Annotated in this window: 20 protein-coding genes and 3 pseudogenes; 16 read left to right on the top strand and 7 right to left on the bottom strand. The window is 71.8% G+C overall.

Going from position 1 to position 22,437, the window contains the following annotated elements:
• Positions 1–163 precede the first annotated feature (163 nt).
• The 5 genes from C1N81_RS42060 to C1N81_RS42080 all read left to right on the top strand — a co-directional run bounded on the left by C1N81_RS42060 (position 164) and on the right by C1N81_RS42080 (position 6,496).
• Complete coding sequence (locus C1N81_RS42060; RefSeq protein ID WP_394436833.1) at positions 164–1,009, top strand: AfsR/SARP family transcriptional regulator; 846 nt, start codon at positions 164–166, stop codon at positions 1,007–1,009.
• Positions 967–3,414, top strand: a complete 2,448-nt coding sequence (locus C1N81_RS42065) for an ATP-binding protein (RefSeq protein WP_394436835.1) — start codon at positions 967–969, stop codon at positions 3,412–3,414. Before C1N81_RS42060 ends, C1N81_RS42065 begins: the two co-directional genes overlap by 43 nt.
• A gap of 211 nt (positions 3,415–3,625) precedes the next feature.
• Complete coding sequence (locus C1N81_RS42070) at positions 3,626–4,465, top strand: TauD/TfdA dioxygenase family protein (protein WP_394436837.1); 840 nt, start codon at positions 3,626–3,628, stop codon at positions 4,463–4,465.
• A gap of 207 nt (positions 4,466–4,672) precedes the next feature.
• On the top strand, positions 4,673–6,115 hold the full coding sequence (locus tag C1N81_RS42075) for a YVTN family beta-propeller repeat protein (protein WP_394436839.1): 1,443 nt from the start codon (positions 4,673–4,675) through the stop codon (positions 6,113–6,115).
• Between the two features lie 171 nt (positions 6,116–6,286).
• On the top strand, positions 6,287–6,496 hold the full coding sequence (locus C1N81_RS42080; protein ID WP_394436841.1) for a hypothetical protein: 210 nt from the start codon (positions 6,287–6,289) through the stop codon (positions 6,494–6,496).
• Positions 6,497–6,561: 65 nt separating this feature from the next.
• On the opposite strand, the gene C1N81_RS42085 is transcribed toward C1N81_RS42080, so the two are convergent.
• Together C1N81_RS42085 and C1N81_RS42090 are read right to left on the bottom strand one after the other, a co-directional pair.
• The gene (locus tag C1N81_RS42085; protein WP_394436843.1) at positions 6,562–7,509 is read right to left on the bottom strand and encodes a threonine/serine dehydratase; all 948 of its coding nucleotides are present in this window, start codon (positions 7,507–7,509) and stop codon (positions 6,562–6,564) included.
• 103 nt (positions 7,510–7,612) lie between these two features.
• Positions 7,613–8,146 (bottom strand): EF-hand domain-containing protein, encoded by a 534-nt coding sequence (locus tag C1N81_RS42090; protein WP_394436845.1) that lies wholly within the window; start codon positions 8,144–8,146, stop codon positions 7,613–7,615.
• 355 nt (positions 8,147–8,501) lie between these two features.
• Between C1N81_RS42090 and C1N81_RS42095 the strand changes: the two genes are divergently transcribed.
• From C1N81_RS42095 to C1N81_RS42125, 7 genes and pseudogenes are all read left to right on the top strand, one after another.
• Entirely contained in the window at positions 8,502–9,257 is a 756-nt protein-coding gene (locus C1N81_RS42095) for a (5-formylfuran-3-yl)methyl phosphate synthase (RefSeq protein ID WP_394436847.1), read from the top strand.
• Positions 9,258–9,265: 8 nt separating this feature from the next.
• The gene (locus tag C1N81_RS42100) at positions 9,266–10,375 is read left to right on the top strand and encodes an NAD(P)-dependent alcohol dehydrogenase (protein ID WP_394436849.1); all 1,110 of its coding nucleotides are present in this window, start codon (positions 9,266–9,268) and stop codon (positions 10,373–10,375) included.
• 109 nt (positions 10,376–10,484) lie between these two features.
• Positions 10,485–11,378 carry a class I SAM-dependent methyltransferase gene (locus C1N81_RS42105; protein ID WP_394436851.1) on the top strand — a complete coding sequence of 298 codons (894 nt, stop codon included), beginning with the start codon at positions 10,485–10,487 and terminating at the stop codon, positions 11,376–11,378.
• A 173-nt stretch (positions 11,379–11,551) separates the two neighbouring features.
• A complete protein-coding gene (locus C1N81_RS42110; RefSeq protein ID WP_394436853.1) occupies positions 11,552–12,286 on the top strand; it encodes a TetR family transcriptional regulator in 735 nt (244 codons plus the stop codon).
• A 203-nt stretch (positions 12,287–12,489) separates the two neighbouring features.
• Complete coding sequence (locus tag C1N81_RS42115) at positions 12,490–14,046, top strand: MDR family MFS transporter (protein ID WP_394436855.1); 1,557 nt, start codon at positions 12,490–12,492, stop codon at positions 14,044–14,046.
• A 342-nt stretch (positions 14,047–14,388) separates the two neighbouring features.
• Positions 14,389–15,661 (top strand): annotated as a pseudogene (locus C1N81_RS42120) (PP2C family protein-serine/threonine phosphatase).
• A 250-nt stretch (positions 15,662–15,911) separates the two neighbouring features.
• Positions 15,912–16,943, top strand: coding sequence for a C40 family peptidase (locus C1N81_RS42125; protein WP_394436857.1), 1,032 nt, complete (start codon positions 15,912–15,914; stop codon positions 16,941–16,943).
• A 15-nt stretch (positions 16,944–16,958) separates the two neighbouring features.
• On the opposite strand, the gene C1N81_RS42130 is transcribed toward C1N81_RS42125, so the two are convergent.
• Positions 16,959–17,819, bottom strand: coding sequence for a DUF72 domain-containing protein (locus tag C1N81_RS42130; protein ID WP_394436859.1), 861 nt, complete (start codon positions 17,817–17,819; stop codon positions 16,959–16,961).
• 204 nt (positions 17,820–18,023) lie between these two features.
• Between C1N81_RS42130 and C1N81_RS42135 the strand changes: the two genes are divergently transcribed.
• Complete coding sequence (locus tag C1N81_RS42135; RefSeq protein ID WP_394436861.1) at positions 18,024–19,649, top strand: DHA2 family efflux MFS transporter permease subunit; 1,626 nt, start codon at positions 18,024–18,026, stop codon at positions 19,647–19,649.
• Positions 19,650–19,679: 30 nt separating this feature from the next.
• Here the strand turns inward: C1N81_RS42135 and C1N81_RS42140 are convergent, their stop codons facing one another.
• Both C1N81_RS42140 and C1N81_RS42145 read right to left on the bottom strand, forming a co-directional pair.
• A complete protein-coding gene (locus C1N81_RS42140) occupies positions 19,680–19,886 on the bottom strand; it encodes a hypothetical protein (RefSeq protein WP_394436863.1) in 207 nt (68 codons plus the stop codon).
• An 11-nt stretch (positions 19,887–19,897) separates the two neighbouring features.
• Positions 19,898–20,116 carry a pentapeptide repeat-containing protein gene (locus C1N81_RS42145; RefSeq protein ID WP_394436865.1) on the bottom strand — a complete coding sequence of 73 codons (219 nt, stop codon included), beginning with the start codon at positions 20,114–20,116 and terminating at the stop codon, positions 19,898–19,900.
• 167 nt (positions 20,117–20,283) lie between these two features.
• On the opposite strand from C1N81_RS42145, the gene C1N81_RS42150 reads away from it, so the two are divergent.
• Entirely contained in the window at positions 20,284–20,517 is a 234-nt protein-coding gene (locus C1N81_RS42150; RefSeq protein ID WP_394436867.1) for a hypothetical protein, read from the top strand.
• Here the strand turns inward: C1N81_RS42150 and C1N81_RS42155 are convergent.
• Positions 20,492–21,115: a TetR/AcrR family transcriptional regulator gene (locus tag C1N81_RS42155; RefSeq protein ID WP_394436869.1), complete on the bottom strand. Its 624-nt coding sequence runs from the start codon at positions 21,113–21,115 to the stop codon at positions 20,492–20,494. The genes C1N81_RS42150 and C1N81_RS42155 overlap by 26 nt on opposite strands.
• Before the next feature lie 56 nt (positions 21,116–21,171).
• Here C1N81_RS42155 and C1N81_RS42160 point away from each other — a divergent pair.
• Positions 21,172–21,708 (top strand): annotated as a pseudogene (locus C1N81_RS42160) (GNAT family N-acetyltransferase); the annotation flags it as partial.
• A gap of 90 nt (positions 21,709–21,798) precedes the next feature.
• Positions 21,799–22,209 (top strand): YbaK/EbsC family protein, encoded by a 411-nt coding sequence (locus C1N81_RS42165; RefSeq protein WP_394438567.1) that lies wholly within the window; start codon positions 21,799–21,801, stop codon positions 22,207–22,209.
• A gap of 29 nt (positions 22,210–22,238) precedes the next feature.
• Here the strand turns inward: C1N81_RS42165 and C1N81_RS42170 are convergent.
• Positions 22,239–22,334, bottom strand: a pseudogene (locus C1N81_RS42170) (VOC family protein); the annotation flags it as partial.
• Positions 22,335–22,437 lie beyond the last annotated feature (103 nt).

A 22,437-nucleotide genomic window follows, 5' to 3' on the forward strand; every position in this document is an offset into this window, starting at 1 on the left:
GTCCGCCGCCTTCCGTGTGCCGGTCCCGGTGAACCGAACTGTGCGCGCCCGCGCTTCGGAAATCCTTCGGATCCGCTTCGGGGCCGCCCCGCCCCCCGCCCCGCGCCCCGCCCCGCCCCGCGCGCCCGCACCGGCATCCGGGCAGGCGGATAAGGTGACCGGCATGCAGTTCGGGGTGCTCGGGCCACTCGTGGTCCGCAATGACGACGGGGATGAGGTCACGGTCCCCGAGGCCAAAGTCCGGGCCCTGCTCGCGATGCTGCTCAGCCAGGACGGGGGCACCGTCCCCGCGGACCGGCTCATCGACGCCCTGTGGGAGACCCGACCGCCCGCCAACCCGGCCGGCGCCCTCCAGGCACGTGTCTCACAACTGCGCCGCGTCCTCGGCAAGAACCGCGTCGTGCACCGCCCTCCCGGCTACCACCTCGACCTCCGCGCGGACGCCATCGACGCGGCAAGGTTCAGGGAGCTGACGGCCCGCGCCGCCACCGAACCGGCCCCCGCGGAGCGCAGCGCCCTGCTCACCCAGGCGCTCGACCTGTGGCGCGGGCCCGCGTACGCGGACTTCGCCGACGCCGGGTTCGCCCGCCCCGCCGCCGCCCGCCTCGCCGAGGAGCGGCTCACCGCCCTGGAGGAGCGGGCCGCCGCCCGCCTCGACCTCGGCGACCACGTTTCCCTCGTCGGCGAGTTGGCCGAACTGACCGCCGCGCACTCCCTGCGCGAACGCCTCCGCGCGCTGCACCTGCGCGCCCTGTACGCCGCCGGGCGCCAGAGCGAGGCCCTCGCCGCCTACGAGGAACTGCGCGCCCGGCTCGCCGATGACCTGGGCGTGGACCCGGGGCCCGAACTGGCCGCACTGCACACCGCGCTCCTCCGCCAGGACCCCCGTCTGTCCCCGCCGGCCGGCGGGCGGGCCTGGCCCCCGCCGCCGCCCCGGGCCGGGGACCGGCCCGGCCGGCCGCTGACGTGCGGCCACCCGCCCCGTCCGGGAACCTCCCCACCCCGCTGACCGCGCTCATCGGCCGCGACGAGCTGCTCGCCCAGGTACGCCAACTCGTGGACAGCGCACGCCTGGTGACGCTCACCGGGCCCGGCGGCGTCGGCAAGACCCGGCTCGCGGTCGCCGCCGCCACGGCCGCACAGGACAGCTGGCTCGTCGAACTGTCGGGGGTGCGCTCCGGTTCGGCCGCCGATCTCGCCAACGTCGTCGCGACCGTCCTCGGCGTACGCGACGACACCCGGACCGCACGCGGCGCGGACACCGACAGCGGTTCCTTCCCCGCGCAGTTCCTCGTCACCGCGCTCCGCGACCGCCACGCCCTCCTCGTCCTGGACAACTGCGAGCACGTCGTGGACGCCGCCGCCGAGCTGGCCGGGCGTCTGCTGTCGGCCGCCCCCGGCCTCCGCGTGCTCACCACCAGTCAGGAACCGCTCGGCCTCACCGGCGAGGCCGTCCTGCTGGTCGAACCGCTGAACTCGGAGGACGCGATCCGCCTCTTCACCGAACGGGCCGCCGCCTCCGCCCCCGGCTTCCCCGCCGACCCGGCCGCCGCCGCACCCGCCGAACGCGCCGCCGTCGCCGAGATCTGCCGCCGCCTCGACGGCATCCCGCTCGCCCTGGAACTGGCCGCGACCCGCGTCCGCGCCCTCGGCGTCCAGGCGCTCGCCGCCCGCCTGGAGGACCGCTTCCAGGTCCTCACCACCGGGCGCCGTGACGCCCCCGCCCGCCAGCAGACCCTGCGCGCCGTCATCGACTGGAGCTGGGAGTTGCTCAGCGCCCCCGAGCGCATCGTGCTGCGCCGCCTCGCCGTGTTCAGCGACGGCTGCGACCTGGCCGCGGCGGAAGCCGTCACCGCGGGCGACGGCGTGACCGGACCAGAGGTCCTGGACCTGATCACCCGGCTCGTCGACCGCTCCCTGGTGGTCGTGGCCCCCGGCCCGGCCGGACCCCGCTACCAGCTCCTGGAGTCCGTGGCCGTGTACGCCGTCGAGCGGATGCACGAGATGGCGGACCTCGCCGCGACCCGCGAGAGGCACCTGACGTACTACCTGGAGCTTGCCGAACGCGCCGAGCCCGGCCTGCGCGGCCCCGACCAGCGCCACCGCCTCGACGCCCTGGACGCGGAGGCGGGCAACCTGCGCGCCGCCCTCGACACCGCCACCCACCTTGCCGCCGACGGCGACAGCGCCCGCGCCGAACGCCTCACCGGCGCCCTCGCCTGGTGGTGGCTGCTGCGCGGCCGTCCCACCGAAGCCCGCCGCGCGCTGGGCGCCGTTCTGGCCCACGTCCCGCCCACCGCCTCCGGCGGGCCCCCCGAACTCCTGCTCCTGCGGCGGGCGTTCGCGCTCCTCACCGAAGGACGCGGCACCGCCCCCTCCGTCACCGCGACCGACGGCTGCGTGCCCGACGCCCCCGACCCGTCCCGCCGCGCCCGCGCGCTGTGGCTGTGCGCGTACGGGCTCTTCAGCGCGGGCGCGGCCGACGACGCCGACGCGCTCAACACCCGCGCCCTGCACCTCTTCGAAACCCTCGACGACACCTGGGGGACGGCCGCCGCGCTCGGTCTGCGGGCCCGCCTCGCCCTGGACCGGGGCGACCTCGTGGGCCTCGGCCGCGACGGCCGGCGCAGCGCCCGGCTCTTCCGCGAACTCGGCGACCAGTGGGGCGAGGTGCAGACCGTCCCGCCGCTCGCCACGCTCGCCGAGATCAAGGGCGCGTACGACGACGCCGAACGGTTGCAGCGGGACGGGCTGCGCATCGCCCGCGACCTGGGCCTCGCCGCCGAGATCCCCGCCCGCCTCTCCGGGCTCGGACGGCTCGCCCTGCTGGCCCGGGACTGGGACCGCGCCCGCACCCTGCACCAGCAGGCCCGCCGGATCGCCGCAGAGCAGGGGTACACGTACGTCGAGATCCACGCCGAGATGGGCCTGGCGCTCGGCGCGCGCCGGTCGGGGGACCACGACGCGGCGGAAGGCCATCTGGAGCGGCTGCGCGACCGGTTCGCCCAGGCGTCGTCGCCCGCGGGCGAGCATCTGCGCCTGGCCGAACTCGGCTTCCTCGCCGAGCAGCGGTCCCGCCCCGACGAGGCGCTCGCCCTTCATCTGCGGGGCCTCGCCGTCGCCCGCGCGCTCGGCGAACCCCGTGCCCTCGCCCTGTCCCTCGAAGGACTGGCGGGCGCCTTGGCCTCCCGGGCCCCGGTTGCCGCGGCCGCGCTCCTGGGCGCCGCGGAGGCCGAACGGCTCGGCGCCGACGCCCCGTTGCCGCCCGCCGAGCGCGGGGACGTGGACCGGATCGCCGCGGCACTGTGCGCGGCCCTGGGGGCGCAGGAGTACCGGCGGGCCTTCGACGACGGCGCCCGGGACGGTGGCGAACGCACGCTGGACCGCCTCGACGAACAGCTCGCCCCGGTCTGACAGTCTCCGAAGCGCTCGCCGCCGCCCCGCGGTGGGAGAGCTTCCGAAGCGCTCGCCGCCGCCCGGGTCTGAGACGGCGCACCGAAGTGCTCGCCGCCGCCGCCCCGGTTGTGACACGCGCATGGCGGCGTCATGACCGGGCATTGCAGTCTCGTGCATTCCAACTGCCGTCAGTTGACCGGCAGTTGCGGGCCTGACTAGCTTCGGCCGCATGTCGATCACCACGACCGTCGCCCCCTTCGAGATCCTCCGGACCGGACCGCGCTTCGGCGCGGAGATCACCGGCATCGACCTGACCGTCCCCGTCGACGACAGCACCGCCGACGCCCTGCGCCAGGCCTTCCTCGACCACAAGGTGCTGGTCTTCCGCGACCAGCACCTGACCCCCGACCAGCACGTGGCCGCCGTACGCGTCTTCGCCGAGCCGTTCGACCACCCGACCGCCGCCAAGGACCCGGCGAACCCGCTCGTCTACCCGTACAACGTGAGCCAGACCGGGAAGGCCAGCACCTGGCACATCGGCGGCCTGTGGCGCGACCCGGTCTTCGCGATCGAGTCGCTGACCTACGAGGTGGTGCCCGAGATCGGCGGGCACACCCTGTGGGCGGACCTGCAGGCGGCGTACGACGACCTGTCGGAACCGTTCAAGGTACTCCTGGAGTCAGTCGGCGCCGTGTACGACGGGAACGCGGAGAACTACGCGCAGGGCAGCAAGAAGACCGCGAGCGGGCCGACGACCGAGCACCCGGTCGTCCTCACGCACCCGGACACCGGCCGCAAGGGCCTCTTCATCAGCACGTCGGCGACCGGCCTCACCGGGGTGACCCCCGCCGAGGGCAAGGTCCTGCTCGACCACCTCCTGCGCCACGCGTCCTCGCCCGACTACACGATCCGCTTCGGCTGGCGGCCCGGCGACTTCGTCCTCTGGGACAACCGCGCCACCTGGCACTACGCCATCGACGACTACGGCGACGGCGCGCGCGTCTACCGCAAGGTCATCGGCGTGGAGCGGGCGGCGGCGGGGGCCGGGGACGGCCGGGAGATCAAGTAGGGCCAGTTTTTGACCGAGTGCGAGCAACTGTAAAGGTCTTGTTCCCAGTTGGGGGAGAGTGCGTGATGATGCTGGTGACGCCGTAGGGACGGGCGTCGCCGTCGTCGTCGACCGCCGACGACGGGAGGTGCGCTACCGCGCCGCCGCCGGTCCTCGGGTCCTTCCGGCCCTCCGTCGCGGCGTGCGCCCGACGGAGGGGGAGTACACGTGGCTGCTGTGCCCGAAAGACCACTGGCCGCTGGACCCGCACGACCACGACGGCCGCTGTCCGGGTGGGGGCGGCGTCTGACGCCCTTCGCCGCGGCCGGCGCCCTGACGCTGTCCGGGCTCGCGGCGCTCACGACGCCCGCCCACGCCGCCGAGGGCCCCTCGGCGTACGTGGCCAACTTTCACGGCGATTCCCTGTCGGTGATCGACACCGGCACTAACACGGTCACCCGCACCGTCGGCGTCGGCAACAGCCCCGTCGGCGTGGCGGTCGACCCCGCCGCGACCCGTGCCTACGTCACCAACTACGACGACAAGACCGTCTCGGTGATCGACACCAGGACCGACGCGGTCACCGCGACCGTCCCGGTCGGCAGCAACCCCCTCAGCGTCGCGTTCACCCCGTCCGGGACCCGCGCCTACGTGGCCAACAGCGGCGACGAGACGGTGTCCGTCATCGACACGGCGACACACGCGGTCACCGCGACCGTCCCCGTCGGCGGCTCCCCGAACGGGGTGGCGGTGACCCCGTCGGGCGCCACCGCATACGTGTCGAACAACGCCAGCAACACGGTCTCGGTCATCGACACCGCGACCAACACGGTGACCGCCACCGTCGCCGTCGGCAACGCCCCCTCCGGCGTGGCGGTCAGCCCCTCCGGGGACGTCGCCTACGTCGCCAACAACAGCAGCGACGACACCGTCTCCGTCATCGACACGGCGACCAACACCGTGACGAAGGACATCGGGGTCGGATCCGGCCCGCACGGCGTCTCGTTCGACGCCACCGGAGAGACGGCCTACGTCACCGACCGGGGCAGTGACGACGTCAAGGTGATCGACACCTCGACCCACACGGTGACCGCGACCGTCCCGGTCGGCTCGGGCCCCGCCAAGGTCGAGGTGAACCCCGCCGGTACGGCCGCCTACGCCACCAACGTGGACGACGGCACCGTCTCGGTGATCGACACCGCGACCCATACGGTCAGCACCACCATCACCGGTCTGGACGGTCCCTACGGCATCGGGTTCGTCCCCGAGCCGTCAACGGCGTCGTCGGCGGACATCGACGTCAAGCTCACCGCCCAGCCGCATCTCGGGCTGCTCGTGCCCTATCTGAGCTACACACTCAGCGCCCGCAACACGGGCCCCGAGGCGGTGACCTCCGCGACGCTCACCGTGAAGCTCCCGCGCGGCACCTCCGCCACCGGTCTGGCCCCCGGCTGCAGCGCCGCCGGTACCACGGTGACCTGTGCCTTCGGCGCCATCGCCGACAAGGCGAGCGCGCAGAAGACGTTCCGCGTCCCGCTGCACCTGCTGACGCTCGGCCAGGTGAAGCTCACGGCGCAGCGCACCGCGTCGGCACCGACCGACTTCAATGCGGCCAACGACAGCGCGTCCGTCTCCTGCACCGCCGTGTCGGTGGTCCTCGTCACCTGCTGACACCACCGCTCCGGACGCCGCGTCTCGGCACCTATGGCAGCGCTGCGACAGCAGCGCTGCCATAGCTGGCTCAGCGCTGTGACATCTGCGGCCCCCACCTCACTACGGGCCCGTACCCCCCTGATCCGGTACGGAGACGTGCCCCCGCGACACATGTCTCGTTGTCCGGATATGGACAACATCATCAGCCGAGCACTCAGCACGGCGGCCTTCGCCGGAACCGCCGCCCTCATGGCCGCCGCGCCCGCCGTCGCGGACGTCTCACCGTCAGGACTCGACCTCAACACCGGCAAATCCCCGTTGCAGTCCGTCACGCACGCCAAGCCCATCGAGATGATCAAGAACGCGAAGGTGCTGGAGGACTCACTGAAGATGGACTGAGGCGCGGCAGGCCGCCGTGCACCCGCGAGCGCGCGGCGGCTCCCACGCCCCGTTCGGCGGTCGCCTTACGGCCCCGCGTACGACGTGACGTCGTCGACCGTGGCGTTGCCGCCGCAGACCACCAGGCCGAGCCGGGTCTGCGTGCCCGTCTTCGCGAGGACGCGGCGGGCGGCCGGAAGGAGGCAGGCGGCGGCGGGTTCCGTCCACACCTTGGCGTGCTCCGCCATCTCGCGGACGGCGGCGAACGCCTCCTCCTCCGGCACCACGAGCACCTCGTCGACCAGATCGCGCACCATCTCGTACGTCAGCGGGGACACGGTGGGCGCGCCGAGCGTCGTGATGCGGGAATCGACGTCCACCGCCACCGGGCCGCCGTGCGCCAGCGCCTGCGTCATCGCGTCGGCGCCGGTCGTCTCCACACCCCACACGCGCACCTCCGGCCGCAGCGCCCGCAGCGCCGCCGCCACACCGGCGATCAGGCCGCCCCCGCCGATGGACACGAGGACGTCCGTCAACGGGCCGGAATCGGCGCCGAGTTCGAGGCCCACCGTGCCCTGCCCCGCGATCACCACCGGGTCGGCGAACGGATGCAGCAGCGTCAGCCCGTCGGCCTCCAGGCGCTCCATGAGCGCGAACGCCTCCGCCATCGTGGGGGCCAACCGTACGTCCGCGCCGGCGGCCCGCGCGATCGCCACCGAGCGCGCCGGTGCCGTACGCGGCATGACCACCGTGGCCCGCACCCCCAGCGCGGCCGCCATCTCGGCCACCGCGACACCATGGTTGCCGCCCGACACGGCGACCACCCCGGCCGCACGCTGCTCGTCCGTGAGCGTCAGCAGCTTCGCGGCCGCGCCCCGCGCCTTGAACGAGCCGCTGCGCTGCAGCAGTTCGAGCTTGAGCGTGACCGGCACCCCGAGCAGGGCGGTCAGCCCCGGGCTGGGCAGGGTGGGTGTGCGCACCACATGCTCCGCGATCAGCGCCGCGGTGGTCTCCAGCTCCTCGACACCGATCATGATGTGCCCCCAGGTGTGTCGTGTGTGTCGTGCCGTCGCCCTGCACGATACGTGGCGGCGACAGCCTCCCGGTGAGCGCCAGTGCGGTGCGAGGGGGCCGGGATCAGGGCGTCGGGACGGCCGCCAGCAGGTCCGCGGGGACGCCGCCCTTGTCGGGGGCGTAGTAGTTCTTGATCTCGGCCTCCCACACGTCCACCCGGACGCGGTCGTCGGCATCGGGCCCGAACGCGTTGAACAGGGCCTCGATGTTGGGCAGTTCGAAGCCGACGCCGCGCATCATGCCGATGAAGACGGGCCGGGCGACGGTGCCGCTGCCGTCCACGTCGCCGAAGTGCGAGAAGCCCGCCGCGAAGGCGTCGACGGCCCCGTCGAAGCGTTCCGGTGACAGGACGCACGCCTGGAACTCGTCGTAGGTGATCCGGCCGTCGCGGTTGGTGTCGAGCTCCCGGACCAGCGTCTCCCAGTAGCGCTGGAAGCCGGCGCGCATGGCCCGGGTGCGTGCCTCGTCGGCGTCGGGCACCGCCGCGGCGACGCGGTCGGCCATGAGCGTGAAGTCGTCGGCTTCCAGGACCCCGTTGCCGTCGGCGTCGAACAGGGTGAAGACCAGCTTCACACGTGTGACTGCTTCGGTCCGCATGTGTGTTTCTACCTTTCTCGCGTCCAGAGACGGCCATGTGGGCCGGCCGAGCAGTAACTATGTTGACCAGCCGACCCCGGCGTCCCGGGAAGGCCGGCTGGTCAACATAAAGAGTGAAGATGGTGTCGCGGCAGCATGAACGGGAAGTGGAGGCGATTGCACCGGCGCGCACGGCGCACTCGTCCCACGGGCGGCACCTCCCTCTGATTTCACGCGCCCTACCGGTGCTCATGGGCGGCCGCTGATGATGAACGGACCGCGAAGGACGACCGCAACGGACGACAGCGCGTTCGCACACCCCTGCCTGCTCTGCTGTGCCGGGTGGCTCGTGCGAGGGCGCGGTAAGGGGCACACGTTGTTACTTCTGATCTCCCCGGACAGCGTCGAGGAAGCCGTCGAGTGCGCGAAGGCGGCGGAGCACCTCGACATCGTGGATGTGAAGAGACCCGCCGAGGGCTCGCTCGGCGCGAACTTCCCGTGGGTCATCAGGGAGATCCGGGAAGTGGTCCCCGCCGGCACGCCCGTCTCCGCCACCGTGGGAGACGTACCGTACAAGCCCGGTACCGTGGCCCAGGCCGCGCTCGGCGCGGCCGTCTCCGGAGCCACCTACATCAAGGTGGGGCTCTACGGATGCACGACACCCGACCAGGCCATCGAGGTCATGCGGGGCGTCGTGCGGGCCGTGAAGGAGTACCGGCCGGACGCCTTCGTCGTCGCCTCCGGGTACGCCGACGCCCACCGGATCGGCTGCGTCAACCCGCTCGCCCTGCCCGACATCGCCGTGCGGTCGGGCGCGGACGCGGCCATGCTCGACACCGCCATCAAGGACGGCACCCGGCTCTTCGACCACGTGCCGACGGAGATCTGCGCCGAGTTCGTACGCCGGTCCCACGAGGCCGAACTCCTCGCCGCCCTCGCCGGCAGCGTGCGGGCGGCCGACCTCGCCGCGCTGACCGGCATCGGTACCGACATCGTCGGGGTGCGGGGCGCGGTCTGCGAGGGCGGGGACCGCAACACCGGCCGGATCACACCCGAGTTGATCGCCGCCTTCCGGGCGGAGATGGACCGGCACGCCCAGGAACACGCGGCCGCGGCCGTCGCCGCGGGCTGACCGCCGGCATGTCGAGAAGGTTCGACGCGGCGGTCCTGCGCTCACCCGAGAGCCGGTTCACGCTCGAGAAGGTGCTGCTGCACTCGGGTCCTTCCGAGGACGAGATCCTGGTGCGGATCGCGGGCTGCGGCATGTGCCGTACCGATCTCGCGGTCCGGTGTTCCGCGGGCCGCTCGCCGCTGCCCGCGGTCCTCGGCCATGAAGGGGCGGGCATCGTGGCGGAGGTCGGCGGGCCAGACACCGGCCTGCGCACCGGCGACCACGTCGTCCTGAGCTTCGACTCGTGCGGCCACTGCCCCAGCTGCCTGAACGCGGCCCCCGCCTACTGCGACTCCTTCGCCGCGCTCAACCTGTTCGGAGGGCGCAAAGAGAACTCCGCCAGGTTCACCGACGCGGCGGGGGAGACACTTGCCCCGCGCTGGTTCGGGCAGTCCTCGTTCGCCGAGTACGCGCTCGTCCCGGCCCGCAACGCCGTCCGGGTCGACCCCTCCCTGCCCCTCGAACTGCTCGGCCCCCTCGGCTGCGGGTTCCTCACCGGCGCCGGAGCGGTCCTCAACTCCTTCGGCGCCGGGCCCGGTGAGACCGTCGTCGTTCTCGGCGCGGGCGCGGTCGGCCTGGCGGCGGTCATGGCCGCCACCGCATCCGGAGCGGCGACCGTCGCCGTCGACCAGTACCCCGAACGCCTCGTCCTCGCGGAACGGTACGGCGCGACACCCCTGCCCGCCGCCACCCCCGACCTGCCCGCCCGCATCCGGCGGCTGACCGGCGGCGGCGCCCACCACGCCCTCGACACCACCGCCGACCCCGCGCTCATCAACGACGCGCTCAAGTCCCTGCGCCCGACCGGCCATCTCGGCCTGGTGGCACGCCTTCGCACGCCCTTGCCCATCGACGTGGGGGCACTGGACCGCGGCAGGCGCCTCTCCCACATCTGCGAGGGGGACGCGGTGCCCGGACTGCTGATCCCGCGCCTGATCGACCTGTGGCAGGCGGGCCGCTTCCCGTTCGACGACCTGATCCGGACGTATCCGCTCGCCGACATCAACGAGGCCGAACGCGACTGTGCCGCCGGCCGCGTCGTCAAACCCGTCCTGCTGCCGCGGGAGCGGAGCCGCTGAGCCCGAAGTCACCCCGAGGCCACCCTTAACGCACCCCAAGTCACACCCACGCCGCACCCAAGTCACACCCACGCCGCACCCATGCCACATTCATGTCGACGGAGGAAACGTGGTCGGGACAACGCAGTACGACACCGGCGTCCGAAGCGGAGTCGGGACCACCGCGCTCCTGGTCGCCGCCGCACGAGCCATCGAGACCCACCGGCACGACAGCCTCGCCCAGGACGTGTTCGCCGAACACTTCGTGCTCGCCGCACCGGCGTCCGCCGGATGGCCGACCCACCCGAAGCACGTGCCCGACGGGGACGCGAATCCGCTCTGGGGGCGTTTCGCGCGCTACTTCGGGCTGCGGACACGCGTCCTCGACGACTACCTCCTCGAATCGGCGACCGCGGGGGGCGCCCGCCAGATCGTCCTCCTCGGGGCGGGCCTCGACACCCGTGCCTTCCGGCTCGACTGGCCCCCCGGCAGCGTCGTCTTCGAGATCGACAGGGCGGAGGTGCTTGCCTTCAAGCACAAGGTGCTCGACAGCCTGTCGGCCACGCCGCAGGCGAAGCGCGTAACGGTCCCGGCCGATCTCCGCGCCGACTGGGTCGCGGCCCTCACCGACTCCGGCTTCGACCCGGGCGCCCCGACCGTCTGGCTGGCCGAGGGCCTGCTGTTCTACCTCCCCGCCGACGCCGAGAGGACCCTCGTCGCCACGGTGGACCGGCTGAGCGCGCGCGGCAGCGCCCTCGCCTACGAGGTCAAGCTCGAACCTGACCTGCTGACCTACCGCGACAGCCCCCTCTACATCTCCACGACCGCGCAGATCGGCATCGACCTCCTCGCCCTGTTCGCGAAGGAGCCCCGCCCGGACTCCGCGGGCGCCCTGGCCGGCCAGGGCTGGTCCACATCGGTCCACACCCCCTTCGAATACACCCACCACCACGGCCGCGGCCCACTCCCCGAGACGAACGACGCCTTGGCAGGCAACCGCTGGGTCTTCGCACACAAACCCTGACCAATGGCAGGGGCCGTCGTGGTTCTTCCATTACGGGGACGGGACCGGGGACGTGACCACTTATCTGTTCCGGTGTCGGGTGTGTGCGGTCCACCTCAGTTACGTCGATGGTTCCTAGCTGCGCTTCGGGGCACGTCCCGGCCGAGATTGCAGATCCTGCATTTTTGCGTACCATGCAAGATGTGGAAGCGAAGGGTGCCCAGGAGGGCGGTTGGCGGGAGCGGAAGAAGCGGGCGACGCGTGCCGCGCTCGTCGAGGCGGCGGTGCGGCTCGCCGCCGAGCACGGGGTGGAACATGTGACCGTCGACGCGATCAGCGAGGCGGCGGGTGTCTCCCCGCGCACCTTCTTCAACTACTTCGACTCCCGCGACGAGGTCTTCGTCATGATCGGCGCGGAGTCGAGCGCCCGCGTGCGCCGTGCCGTGCTCGACGCACCGCCCGAACACACCGCGCTCCAAGCGCTGCGCGACGCCTTGGCGCTCGAACTGGCCGAGGTCGAGCAGCAGCAGGAGTTGTGGCAGCTCCACGCAGACGTACTGCGCCGCTCCCCGGAGCTCCTCTCGCGCAGCCTCGGCGCACACCTGGCCGACGAGGTCGGGCTGGCCGAGGTCATCGCCGTACGGATCGGCGCGGGTTCCCCGCTGTTCACCGACGAGCGGCGGACCCGTACGCCCGCCGAGGACGAGCAGCGGCGCCGGGCCCTCGGTCTGTACCCCCGGCTGCTGGCCGCGGTCGGCGCGACGGCGTGCCGCGTCGCCGTCGAGCACTGGTGCGTACGGCAGGACGCGACCACGTTCAGCGACGTGTTCCGTGAGGTGTTCGAGCACCTGGCCGCCGGGCTGCCGACGCCCCCTGCCACGTCCGACACATACGACACGTCCGACACATCCGACGCGTCCGACGACTGACAAGGCCGAAGGCCGAAGGGCGAAGACCGACCGAGCGCTACGGCCGACCAAGACGTTCCACCATGCCGCCCGGCGGCGCGCGCCTTCGCCGCGCCCCGCCGGGTGCCCCCCGCACGCGCGGACGTGTCCCACGCCCGCCGTCAGATTCCGAAAGAGAAGCAGTGACTGCATCAGCGGTGCCTGAAGAGGCGCCACCGACCTCCATGACCAACCGGCAGATACTCCAGGCGATGTCCGGGCTGATGGCGGGCATGTTCGTGGCCATCCTGGCCGGAACCGTGGTCTCCAACGCGCTGCCCAGGATCATCGCCGACCTCGGCGCGAGCCAGTCCTCCTACACCTGGGTCGTCACCGCGGAGCTGCTCGCCATGACGGCGACCGTGCCGCTGTGGGGCAAGCTCTCCGACCTCTTCAACAAGAAGCTGCTGCTCCAGCTGTCGCTCTGCATGTTCGTGGTCGGCTCGCTGCTCGCCGGTTTCTCGCACGACGTGGGGCTGCTCATCTTCAGCCGTGTCGCGCAGGGCATCGGCGCGGGCGGGCTCACGGCCCTGGCGCAGGTCGTCATGGCCGCGATCATTCCGCCGCGCCGCCTCGGCAAGTACGCGGGGATCTTCGGCGCCGTGTTCGCCGTCGGCACCGTCGCCGGCCCGCTCATCGGCGGTGTCCTGGTCGACACGGACTGGCTGGGCTGGCGCTGGTGCTTCTTCATCGGCGTACCGTTCGCGCTGCTCGCCATCGTGCTACTGCAGCTGACCCTGAAGCTGCCCACCGTCCGTCGCGAGGTGAAGATCGACTTCCTGGGCGCCTTCCTCATCGTCGCCGGTGTCTGCGCGCTCCTGATCTGGGTGTCGCTCGCGGGCAACCAGTTCGACTGGGCGTCGTGGCAGACCGCCGCGCTGACCGGTGGGGGAGTGCTGCTGCTCGCTGTCGCCGTCTTCGTCGAGTCACGGGTGCCCGAGCCGGTCATCCCGCTCCGTATCTTCCGCAACCGCACGGTGTCGCTCACGACGCTGGCCGGCCTCTTCGTCGGTCTGGCCATGTTCGGCGGAACGGTCTTCCTGTCGCAGTACTTCCAGGTGGCCCTGGGCAAGTCCCCGACCGTCGCGGGCCTCATGAGCCTGCCCATGATCCTCGGCCTGCTCGTCTCCTCCACGGTCGCCGGGCAGATCATCAGCGCCACCGGCCGCTGGAAGCGGTACCTCGTCACCGGCGCGACCGCCATGGCCGTGGGTCTCGCCTTGCTGTCGACCATCGACGCCGAGACCCCCTTCGGGCTGCTCAGCCTCTACATGGCGATCCTGGGGATCGGCGTCGGCATGATGATGCAGAACCTCGTCCTGGCCGCGCAGAACGACGTTCCCGCGACCGAACTCGGCGCCGTCACGTCGGTGTTGTCATTCTTCCGCAGCATGGGCGGCACCATCGGCACCAGCGTCCTCGGCGCGATCCTCGCCAACCGTGTCGCCACCGAGATGACCAAGGGGCTCGCCGCCTCCGGGGTTCCGGCCGGCGCCTCGCAGGGCGGGGGCCACAGCGTTCCGGACATGACGAAGCTGCCTGCCCCGATGCGGGAGATCGTGGAGCACGCGTACGGGGTCGCCACCGGTGACCTCTTCCTGGTGGCCACGCCGTTCGCGCTGCTCGCGCTGGTCGCCGTGGTCTTCATCAAGGAGAAGCCGCTGAAGGACACGAGCGGCATGGAGCGCCTGGCGAAGGAGACCGAGGCCGCCACCGACGTGCCGGTGGCTCCGGTCGCCTGATCGCGACAGCGCCTCGGCGAAGCCCTGGGGGCGGCCGGTTCACCGCCCGCCCCCAGGGCTTTCTCGTACGCGGGTGAGGTTTGCCGGCCGTGCCGACTCCGTCAGAGAACGGACGAGGAACGCGCCGGACTCGACGGGGCCGGGCAACGGCTCCGAGAGGTCGCTGAAGCCGCCGGTCTCGGCGGTGAGCGTCTGCGGGGCGGCCGTACACACATGTCGCCCCGCCACCCGGATACGTCCGCGGGGATGCGGGCGGGGCGGTGGTGCGGTGGACTGCGGGGGAAGGGTGTCCGCCGGATGAAGTGCGGGCGTTCGAGGGCCCCGACGGGAGTGAACAGGACTGTGCCTGGTGAGCTGGCAGGGCTGGACGCGCTGCTGAAGGCCGCGGAGGATGCCGCGCCCGTCGAGTCGGTGGACGTGGTGGCCCGCGCCCTGGAGCGGCGTTTCGGCGCGGACGGCGTGTCGTTCCTGTTCCTGGACGTGGTCGGGCAGGAGGTGGTGCGGCTGCCCCGGGCCGGTACGGCGAGGCAGGCGCGCGGCGTGGCGGAGCGGATGCGGTTGCCGGGCAGCCGGTACGAGCGGGTGCTGCGCACCCAGGAATTGCTGCAGGAGGACGAGGAGGACGAGGAGGACGAGGAGGGCGAGGAGGGCAAGGAGGACGAGGAGGGCGAGGAGGGTGAGCGGGACGGGGGCCGGGCGGCGGTACCGGCTCGTCGCGCCGGTGACGAACCGCGGCGACTGCATCGGCGTCCTGGAGCTGGTCGTGCCGCGCGCGGACGACGTCGTGCGGGACGCGGTGGCGCAGGCCGCGCACGCGCTCGCGTACATCGTGGTGACCGACCGGCGCTTCACCGACCTCTACCACTGGGGCGGTCGCACGTCGGGTATGAGCCTGGCCGCGGAGATCCAGCATCAGCTGTTGCCGTCGGCGTCGACCTGCGAGGCGGCGCAGTTCACGCTGGCCTGCGGTCTGGCCCCGGCCAACGACGTGGGCGGCGACACCTTCGACTACAGCCTCGACCAAGGCAGCCTGCACCTGTCCATCACCGACGCGATGGGCCACGACACCGCCTCCGCGCTCCTCGCGACGCTCACCGTCAACGCCCTGCGGCAGTCCCGGCGCGCGGAGGGTGGCGTGCGGGAACAGGCGTACGCCGCGCACGAGGCGCTCGCCCAACACGCCCGCGGCATGACGACGGGCCAGTTGTTCTGCGTGGCGCTGGAGACGGGCGAGTGCCAGCTCGTCAACGCCGGTCATCCCTGGCCGCTGCTGCTGCGGGACGGCCGGGTCGAGGAGGTGCGGCTCGCGGTCAACCTGCCGTTCGGCGTCCCCGCCCCGGTCCGCTACGACGTGCAGCGCTTCCACTTCGCACCTGGTGACCGGCTCGTCCTGCTCACGGACGGGATGCGCGAGCGGGAGAGCGCCGACATCGACATGCCCGGCATTCTGCTGGCCACGGCGGACGAGCATCCGCGGGAGGCGGTACGGGCGCTGATCGACGCGGTGCACGACGTGTGCCGGGAGGGGCTGCCGGACGACGCCACGGTCATGGTCCTCGACTGGCAGGGCAGCCGCTCCGGACGTCGTCACACCGACGCGGGGGCCGACACATGAGGCCGGAGCGGTGCGACGCCGACGCGACCTGATCGCGACGCAGCGTCAAGTGACCGTTGCCGTACGTGGGTTGTGCGGCCCGTGTGGAGAAATGGCCGATAATTTTCAGCTCAAACTTTGAAACAGTCACAGTAAGGTCACTAAGGTCGGGCTCGGGCCTCTCCAAGATCACGCACACGAGGTGGGTGACGGGGGAGGGCACCGCCCGTGGACCGTGCCGTGGGCGGCAGGAAAGAAGGAGCTCGCCTCCGTGTCGTCCCACCGTCGACCCAAGCAGCCCGGCCGCACACGTGTGACCGTGCTCACCGCGACCGCCACCGCCGCCGTGGCCCTGTCCGCACAGGGTGCGAACGCGGCCCCCAAGCCCACCAAGACCGAGGTCAAGGCGCAGGTCGACAGGTTGTACGCGGAGGCGGAGCGGGCCACCAACCAGTACGACGGGGCCAAGGAGAAGCAGGAGAAGCTGGAGAAGGAGATCAGCCTGCTCCAGGACAAGGTCGCCCGTGAGCAGGGTGAACTCAACGAACTGCGCACGGGCCTCGGCGTGATGGCCAGCGAGCAGTACCGCTCCGGCGGCATCGACCCCTCGGTCCAGCTCTTTCTCTCCGCCGACCCGGACGACTACCTCGACAAGGCGTCGACGATCGACTCGCTCTCCGCGCAGCAGCTGGAGTCGCTGAAGCAGGTGCAGGCCAAGCAGCGCGAGCTGGCGCAGGAGCGCGCGGAGGCCGCCGAGAAGCTCAAGGACCTCGCCGGGACCCGCACCGAACTCGGCAAGAAGAAGACCGAGATCCAGGGCAAGCTCAGCAAGGCGCAGAAGCTCCTCAACACCCTCACCGCCGCCGAGCGCCGGCAGATGGCCGAGGAGGACGAGCGCGCCAGCCGCTCCGCCACGACCCGGGTCGAGCTCGGCAAGGAGGTGGCCGCCTCCGGGATCGGCGCCGCCGCCCTCAACGCCGCCGCGTCCCAGATCGGCAAGCCGTACGTCCGCGGCGGCACGGGCCCCAACTCCTACGACTGCTCGGGGCTCACCCAGTGGGCGTACGCGCAGGCCGGGGCCCACATATCCCGGGTCACGTACACGCAGGTCAACGAGGGCCCGCACATCGGCATGAGCGCACTCAAGCCCGGCGACCTGGTCTTCTTCAACAACACCGAGCACGTGGGCCTCTACGCGGGCAACGGTCAGGTGCTGCACGCGCCGTACCCGGGCACCTCCGTGCGCTACGAGTCGATGAGCACGATCGGCAGCTTCCAGTTCGGCGTCCGCGTCAACGGCTGACCGCGCTCCGCGAGGTCACACGGACGACCGGGCCTCCCGCAACAGTTCACGCATCCGCTCGGCGGCCCGCACGGAGGCGTCGCCGCAGCAGTTGTTGAACAGCACGTGCATCCGCTCGACCTGTCCGGCGAGTTCCCGCAACCGCGGCAGCCACCCGGACAGTTCGGCGTCGTCATACGTGTGCCGGAAGCGGTCCTCCTTGCTGCCCCGACCCCAGGACGCGCTGCGCCCGTGGAACCGTACGACGGTGAGGCGCGGGTCGCCGACCGGGGTGACCGGGGGGATGGAGGACGGCAGACCCTGGGCCATGTCGACGGCGACCGCGGCCATGCCCAGATTCGCGAGGCGCGCACACGTGTCCTCGGCCCGCCCCGCACGCCACCAGTCCGGATGCCGGAACTCCACGGCGACCGGCCAGCCCGCGGTGCGCCGCGCGGTCCGCGCGAGGACCCGGTCGGCCCGTTCGCCGGGCCGCAGCCACGGCGGGAACTGGAACAGCACGCTGCCGAGCCGGCCGGACTGCCGCAACGGCGTCACGGCCTCGGCGAACCGCGCCCACACCGCGTCGAGCACGCCGTCGTCCCCGGCGTCGGGCGGCAGCCCGTCCGGCATCACCGCCGCACGCGTGGGATGTCCGGTCAGCAAGGAGAACGCCTTCACGTCGAAGGTGAAACCGTCCGGGGTGCGCTCGGCCCACATCCGGCTGACCCGCTCCTGCGGCAGGGCGAAGTACGACGCGTCGGCCTCGACGACCGGGAACCGCCCCGCATAGAACCGCAGCCGCCCTTCGGCGTCCCGGTGCCCGGCCGGATACCAGCCGCTGCGTACCAGCGCCGGGTCTGTCCACGAACACGTGCCCACGAGTATCTCGCCCATGGCGGTTCCCGTACCCGGGGATCGCGCGTCCGTGCATGAGCGCCGGTGCGCCGGTGCGGGCGCCGCGCCCACGACTTCCCTTTGCGCACGAGGCCCTCCACGGCACCGTCTTCTTGCGTCATGCGCAACCTTGTATACCTTTCAGGCAAGGCACACCTAACGTCGGAACACGAAACACATGTGCCGTGTACCTGAGGAGAATCCATGAGTGATCCGCAGCCGTCCCGCGCGGCGACCGTCCCGCCCGGCGACGCGAGAACGCCGGACGCGCGACAACTGCGTACGATTCTGATCGCCGTCTCGATCGCGCTGATGGCCGTCATCGCGTCGGTGTCCGGACTGAACGTCGCACAGACCCACATGGCGGTGGAATTCGGCGCCTCGCAGAACACCGTTCTGTGGATCATCAACATCTACACCCTGGCCCTGGCCGCGCTGCTGCTGCCGCTGGGCGCGATCGGCGACCGGATCGGCCGCAAACCCATGCTGCTCGCGGGCCTGACCCTCTTCGGCGCCGCCAGCGTCGTGGCGGGTCTGGCCCCCTCGGCGGGTGTGATGATCGCCGCGCGTGTGGCCGCAGGGGTCGGCGCCGCGACGATCATGCCGATCACGCTGGCCGTCATCACCTCCACCTTCCCCGAGGAGCGGCGGGGCAAGGCGATAGGTGTGTGGACCGGCGTCGCGGGAGGCGGCGGCATCCTCGGAATGTTTCTCTCCGCGCTCCTCGTCGACGTCGCCGACTGGCGCCTGCTGTTCTTCCTGCCCGTCGTCCTGGTCGTCGTGGCACTGGCGATGACCTGGAAGGCGGTGCCCAACTCCCGCGAGAGCGCGCGCCACCCCCTCGACGTGACGGGCGCCCTCCTGTCGGCGGTCGCCGTGATCGGCCTGATCTTCGTGCTGCAAGAAGGCCCCGAACGCGGCTGGACCGCACCGGCGACTCTTGCGGGGCTCGCGGTCGGCGTCCTGGCCGCCGTCGCCTTCGTCGCCTGGGAACTGCGCCGCCGCGACGCCTCGTTGCTCGATGTGCGCCTGTTCCGCGAGCGCGGCCTGGCGAGCGGATCGGTCACCCTGCTGGTCGTCTTCGGCGTCCAGGCGGGTATCGCCGTGGTCCTCTTCCCGTTCTTCCAGGCCGTTCTGGGCTGGACGGGTCTGCTGTCCACGGTGGCGATGATGCCGATGGCGGTCATGATGATGCTGACGTCGGGCCTGGCCCCGAAGCTGGCAGCCAGGATCGGAGCCCGCTCCACCATGGGGCTGGGCGTCGCCGTGGCCGCGCTCGGCCTGGCACTGATGGCCCTGTTCGTCTCCGTGAGCGGCGGATACCTGTCCATCCTGGCCGGCATGATCGCCATGGGCATCGGCATGGGCCTGTCGATGACACCGTCCACCGAGGCGATCACCGGTTCCCTGCCCCGCGCCCAGCAGGGCGTGGCCTCCGCCCTCAACGACGTCACGCGTGAGTTCGGCACCGCCCTCGGCGTCGCCATGCTCGGAGCCCTTCTGTCGGCGGGCTACCGCGACGCCATGGACGGCCGCCTCGCCGGCATCCCGGACGACGCCGCGGCCCCCGCCCGCGAAGGTGTCGCCAACGCGGTCGAGGCCGCGCCGCGAGCAGGGGCCCGAGCGCAGGACGTGGTCGCCGCGGCACAGCAGTCCTTCGTGCACGGCTGGCAACAGGCCATGTGGGTGGGTGCCGCGGTCATGGCCGGGCTGCTGGTGTACGTAATGCTGCGGGGCCCGGGGAACGGCGTCGGGCAGGAGCAGACCGCAGTGGCCGACGCGCACGCCGACGAGCGGGTCACGGCGCGGGCGGCCGAGCCGCGTCAGTAGCTCGCGGGACCGGCGCGGCCGGGGCGAGGATCAGGACGGACGGCGACGGCCGCGTCGGCGAGGGGCGCCGCCAGCCTGCTCCGACTCCATCCTCACCTCCACCTCCACGTCCATGTGGTCGGCGAAGTCACCCTGATAGACCGGCGCCTGGAACAGGTTCTGCCACTGCGGCTTGACCTCGGCCGCCCCCGGCCGGGCCACCGTCTCGACGCGTCGACCCTGCGTTGCCTCACGCATGCACACACACCTCACTCACCTACGAAACACGCACCTACGAACACAGCACCCACGAACACAGCACGTGTGCACACAGCACGTGTGAACCCGGCACCTGTGAACCCAGCATCTGTGAACAGGACACCTGCGAACGCGGCCCCCGCGGACCACTTCCCGCGGGCCGGGCCGCACCGCAGCCTCCGTACGCATGTCCTGTCAGGCCGTCCCGCTAACCTCCTCGGAGCGACCAATTCGGCCGAGCCGGCTACGTCTCCCCGGCCTGGTGATTCACGGCGCCTCCAGGAAGGGGTTGCGGTGAGCGCACTCTCTCATCGCAATGTCCGCCGTCACGGCGACTTGAGTAAGAACTTCGTCGGCGACACCCCTACGATGATCAACCGGAATCCGCTCGGAAGGGATGGGCAAGATGGCCAAAGCGGTGCGTGCGTCACTGGGGGACATGTGGATTTCCTGCCAGGTCTGCAAGAGCGATCTCTTCCGTGAACGAGGAGTGAAACTCAACAGCACGGGCGGCGAGTTGTTCAAGCTGGCGTGGGCGGACGAAACCGCTACGGGACTGATCTGCTGGCACTGCGGTTTCGTGCACCTCTTCGTGAACCGCGAGATCAAACTGCACCGCGCCGAGGACTGACCGCTTCAGGAAAAGGCCGGGCCAGGCCGGCCAGGAAATCGTCCAGCAAAGCGATCTGGCGATCCGGCGGAAACGTCTCCGGCGCGAACAATGCCTGCACCACCAAACCGAGTACGAATGATTGCGCCGTGGCCGCGATGTGCGCGGGGTCGCCGCCCGGCAGTTCGCCGCGTTCTTGAGCGGCGGCCACCCGCTCGGCGAGCCTGTCGCGGCTGTCGGCGTACTTACGGGCGTAGTCGTCGCTCAGTACGGGGTCGGAGAGCGAGGCGTCCCAGGACGAGACCCAGATCCGGTTGCTGTCGGTGGCCTCGGGAGTCAGCGGCAGGATGTCGAGAAGCGCGGCCCTGAAGGCGGCCAGACCTTCGCCCGCCGCACGCCGGGGACGGGAGAGCGTGCGCTGTTCGAGCAGGTCGAGCGCGTACTCCACCAGGGCCCGCTTGGTCGGGAAGTAGTGCGTGAGCAGCCCGGTCGTCGCCCCGAGTTCGGCGGCGACCGCCCGCAGGGTCAGACCGGCGAAGCCGCGGGTGGCCATCACCTGCCAGACCGCCGCGGAGACGTCGCGTCGGCGGGCCTCGTGATCTCCCTTGGTGCGTGCCATGCCGCCACGGTACATTGCCGTAACGCCTGTTATGTAAATGGAAGGTGCCGGTGCCCATGTTCTCGCTGCCCCTGCGTGACGACGCCCGCCTCGGCGAACTGGAGGTCTGGCACGCCGAGGAGTTCGCCGCCCACATGGACCGGGCGCGCGAGCACATCCGGCCGTGGGTCGGGCCCGCGTTCGTCACCGGCGACGTGGCCGGGGCGCGGGCCACGCTCCAGCGGTACGCCGAACGCCGGGCCCACGACGGCGCCCGCCTCTACGGCATCTGGCAGAACGGCGTCCTGGTCGGCGGCGTCATGTTCGTCGCCTTCGACGCCGCCGCCGGTACGTGTGAGATCGGGTGCTGGCTGGAACCCGCCGCGGAAGGGTACGGGCTGATCACGCGGGCGTGCGACGCGCTGCTGGACTGGGCGTTCACCACCCGGGGACTGCACCGCGCCGAATGGCACTGCCGCGCCGACAACGACCGCAGCTCGGCGGTGGCGAAGCGGCTCGGCATGACGCTCGAAGGCGTACGGCGCGAGGCGTGGAAGTACGACGGGGCACGCCACGACAAGCAACTCTGGGCGATCCTGGCCCCGGAACGACAGCGAGCCGAACCCGCGCCCGGCCGGCCCCGGGGCCACGACCCCGTGGAGAGAGTCCGCGCCGCCCTGCGCCGCAGCGGCGCCACCGAGGAAGTGGTCGAACTCCCCGCGGAGGCGCGCACCGCCGCCGCGGCCGCGGAGCAAGTCGGCTGCCCGGTCGGGGCGATCGCCAACAGCCTGATCTTCTCCGTCGACGGCGAACCCCTGCTCGTCGTCACCAGCGGGGCCCACCGCGTGGACACCCGCCTCGTCGCCCGCCTGCTGGGCGTGGCACGCAACAGAATCCGCCGCGCCGACCCCGCCTTCGTACTCGCCGCGACCGGCCAGGAGGTCGGAGGCGTGGCACCCGTGGGCCACCCGCGCCCGGTGCGCACACTGGTCGACACGGCCCTCGAGGAGCACGGGCAGATCTGGGCGGGCGGAGGCATGCCCCACACCCTCTTCCCGACGACGTTCGAGCAACTGCTGAGCCTGACCGGGGGAGAGGCGGCGGTGGTCGCGTAGCGGCTGACTCCGAGCGGCCGAGGCTCGGCCTACGAGGTGGACCAGCCGCGGGCGGACAGCACCAGCAGATACCCGTCCGGGTCCCGCACTGTCACACCCCATGTGTCCCAGTCCGGGTTGTGGCACCCAGAAGCGCTCCCGCCGCCCGGAGGTCGAGCGAGGGCCGAGCGATACGTAGGGGCGCTGCTCCTGGTCCTGCGAGCCGAGGACCGGGGCGGGGGGTACTGC

The organism is Streptomyces sp. SGAir0957, assembly GCF_043523415.1.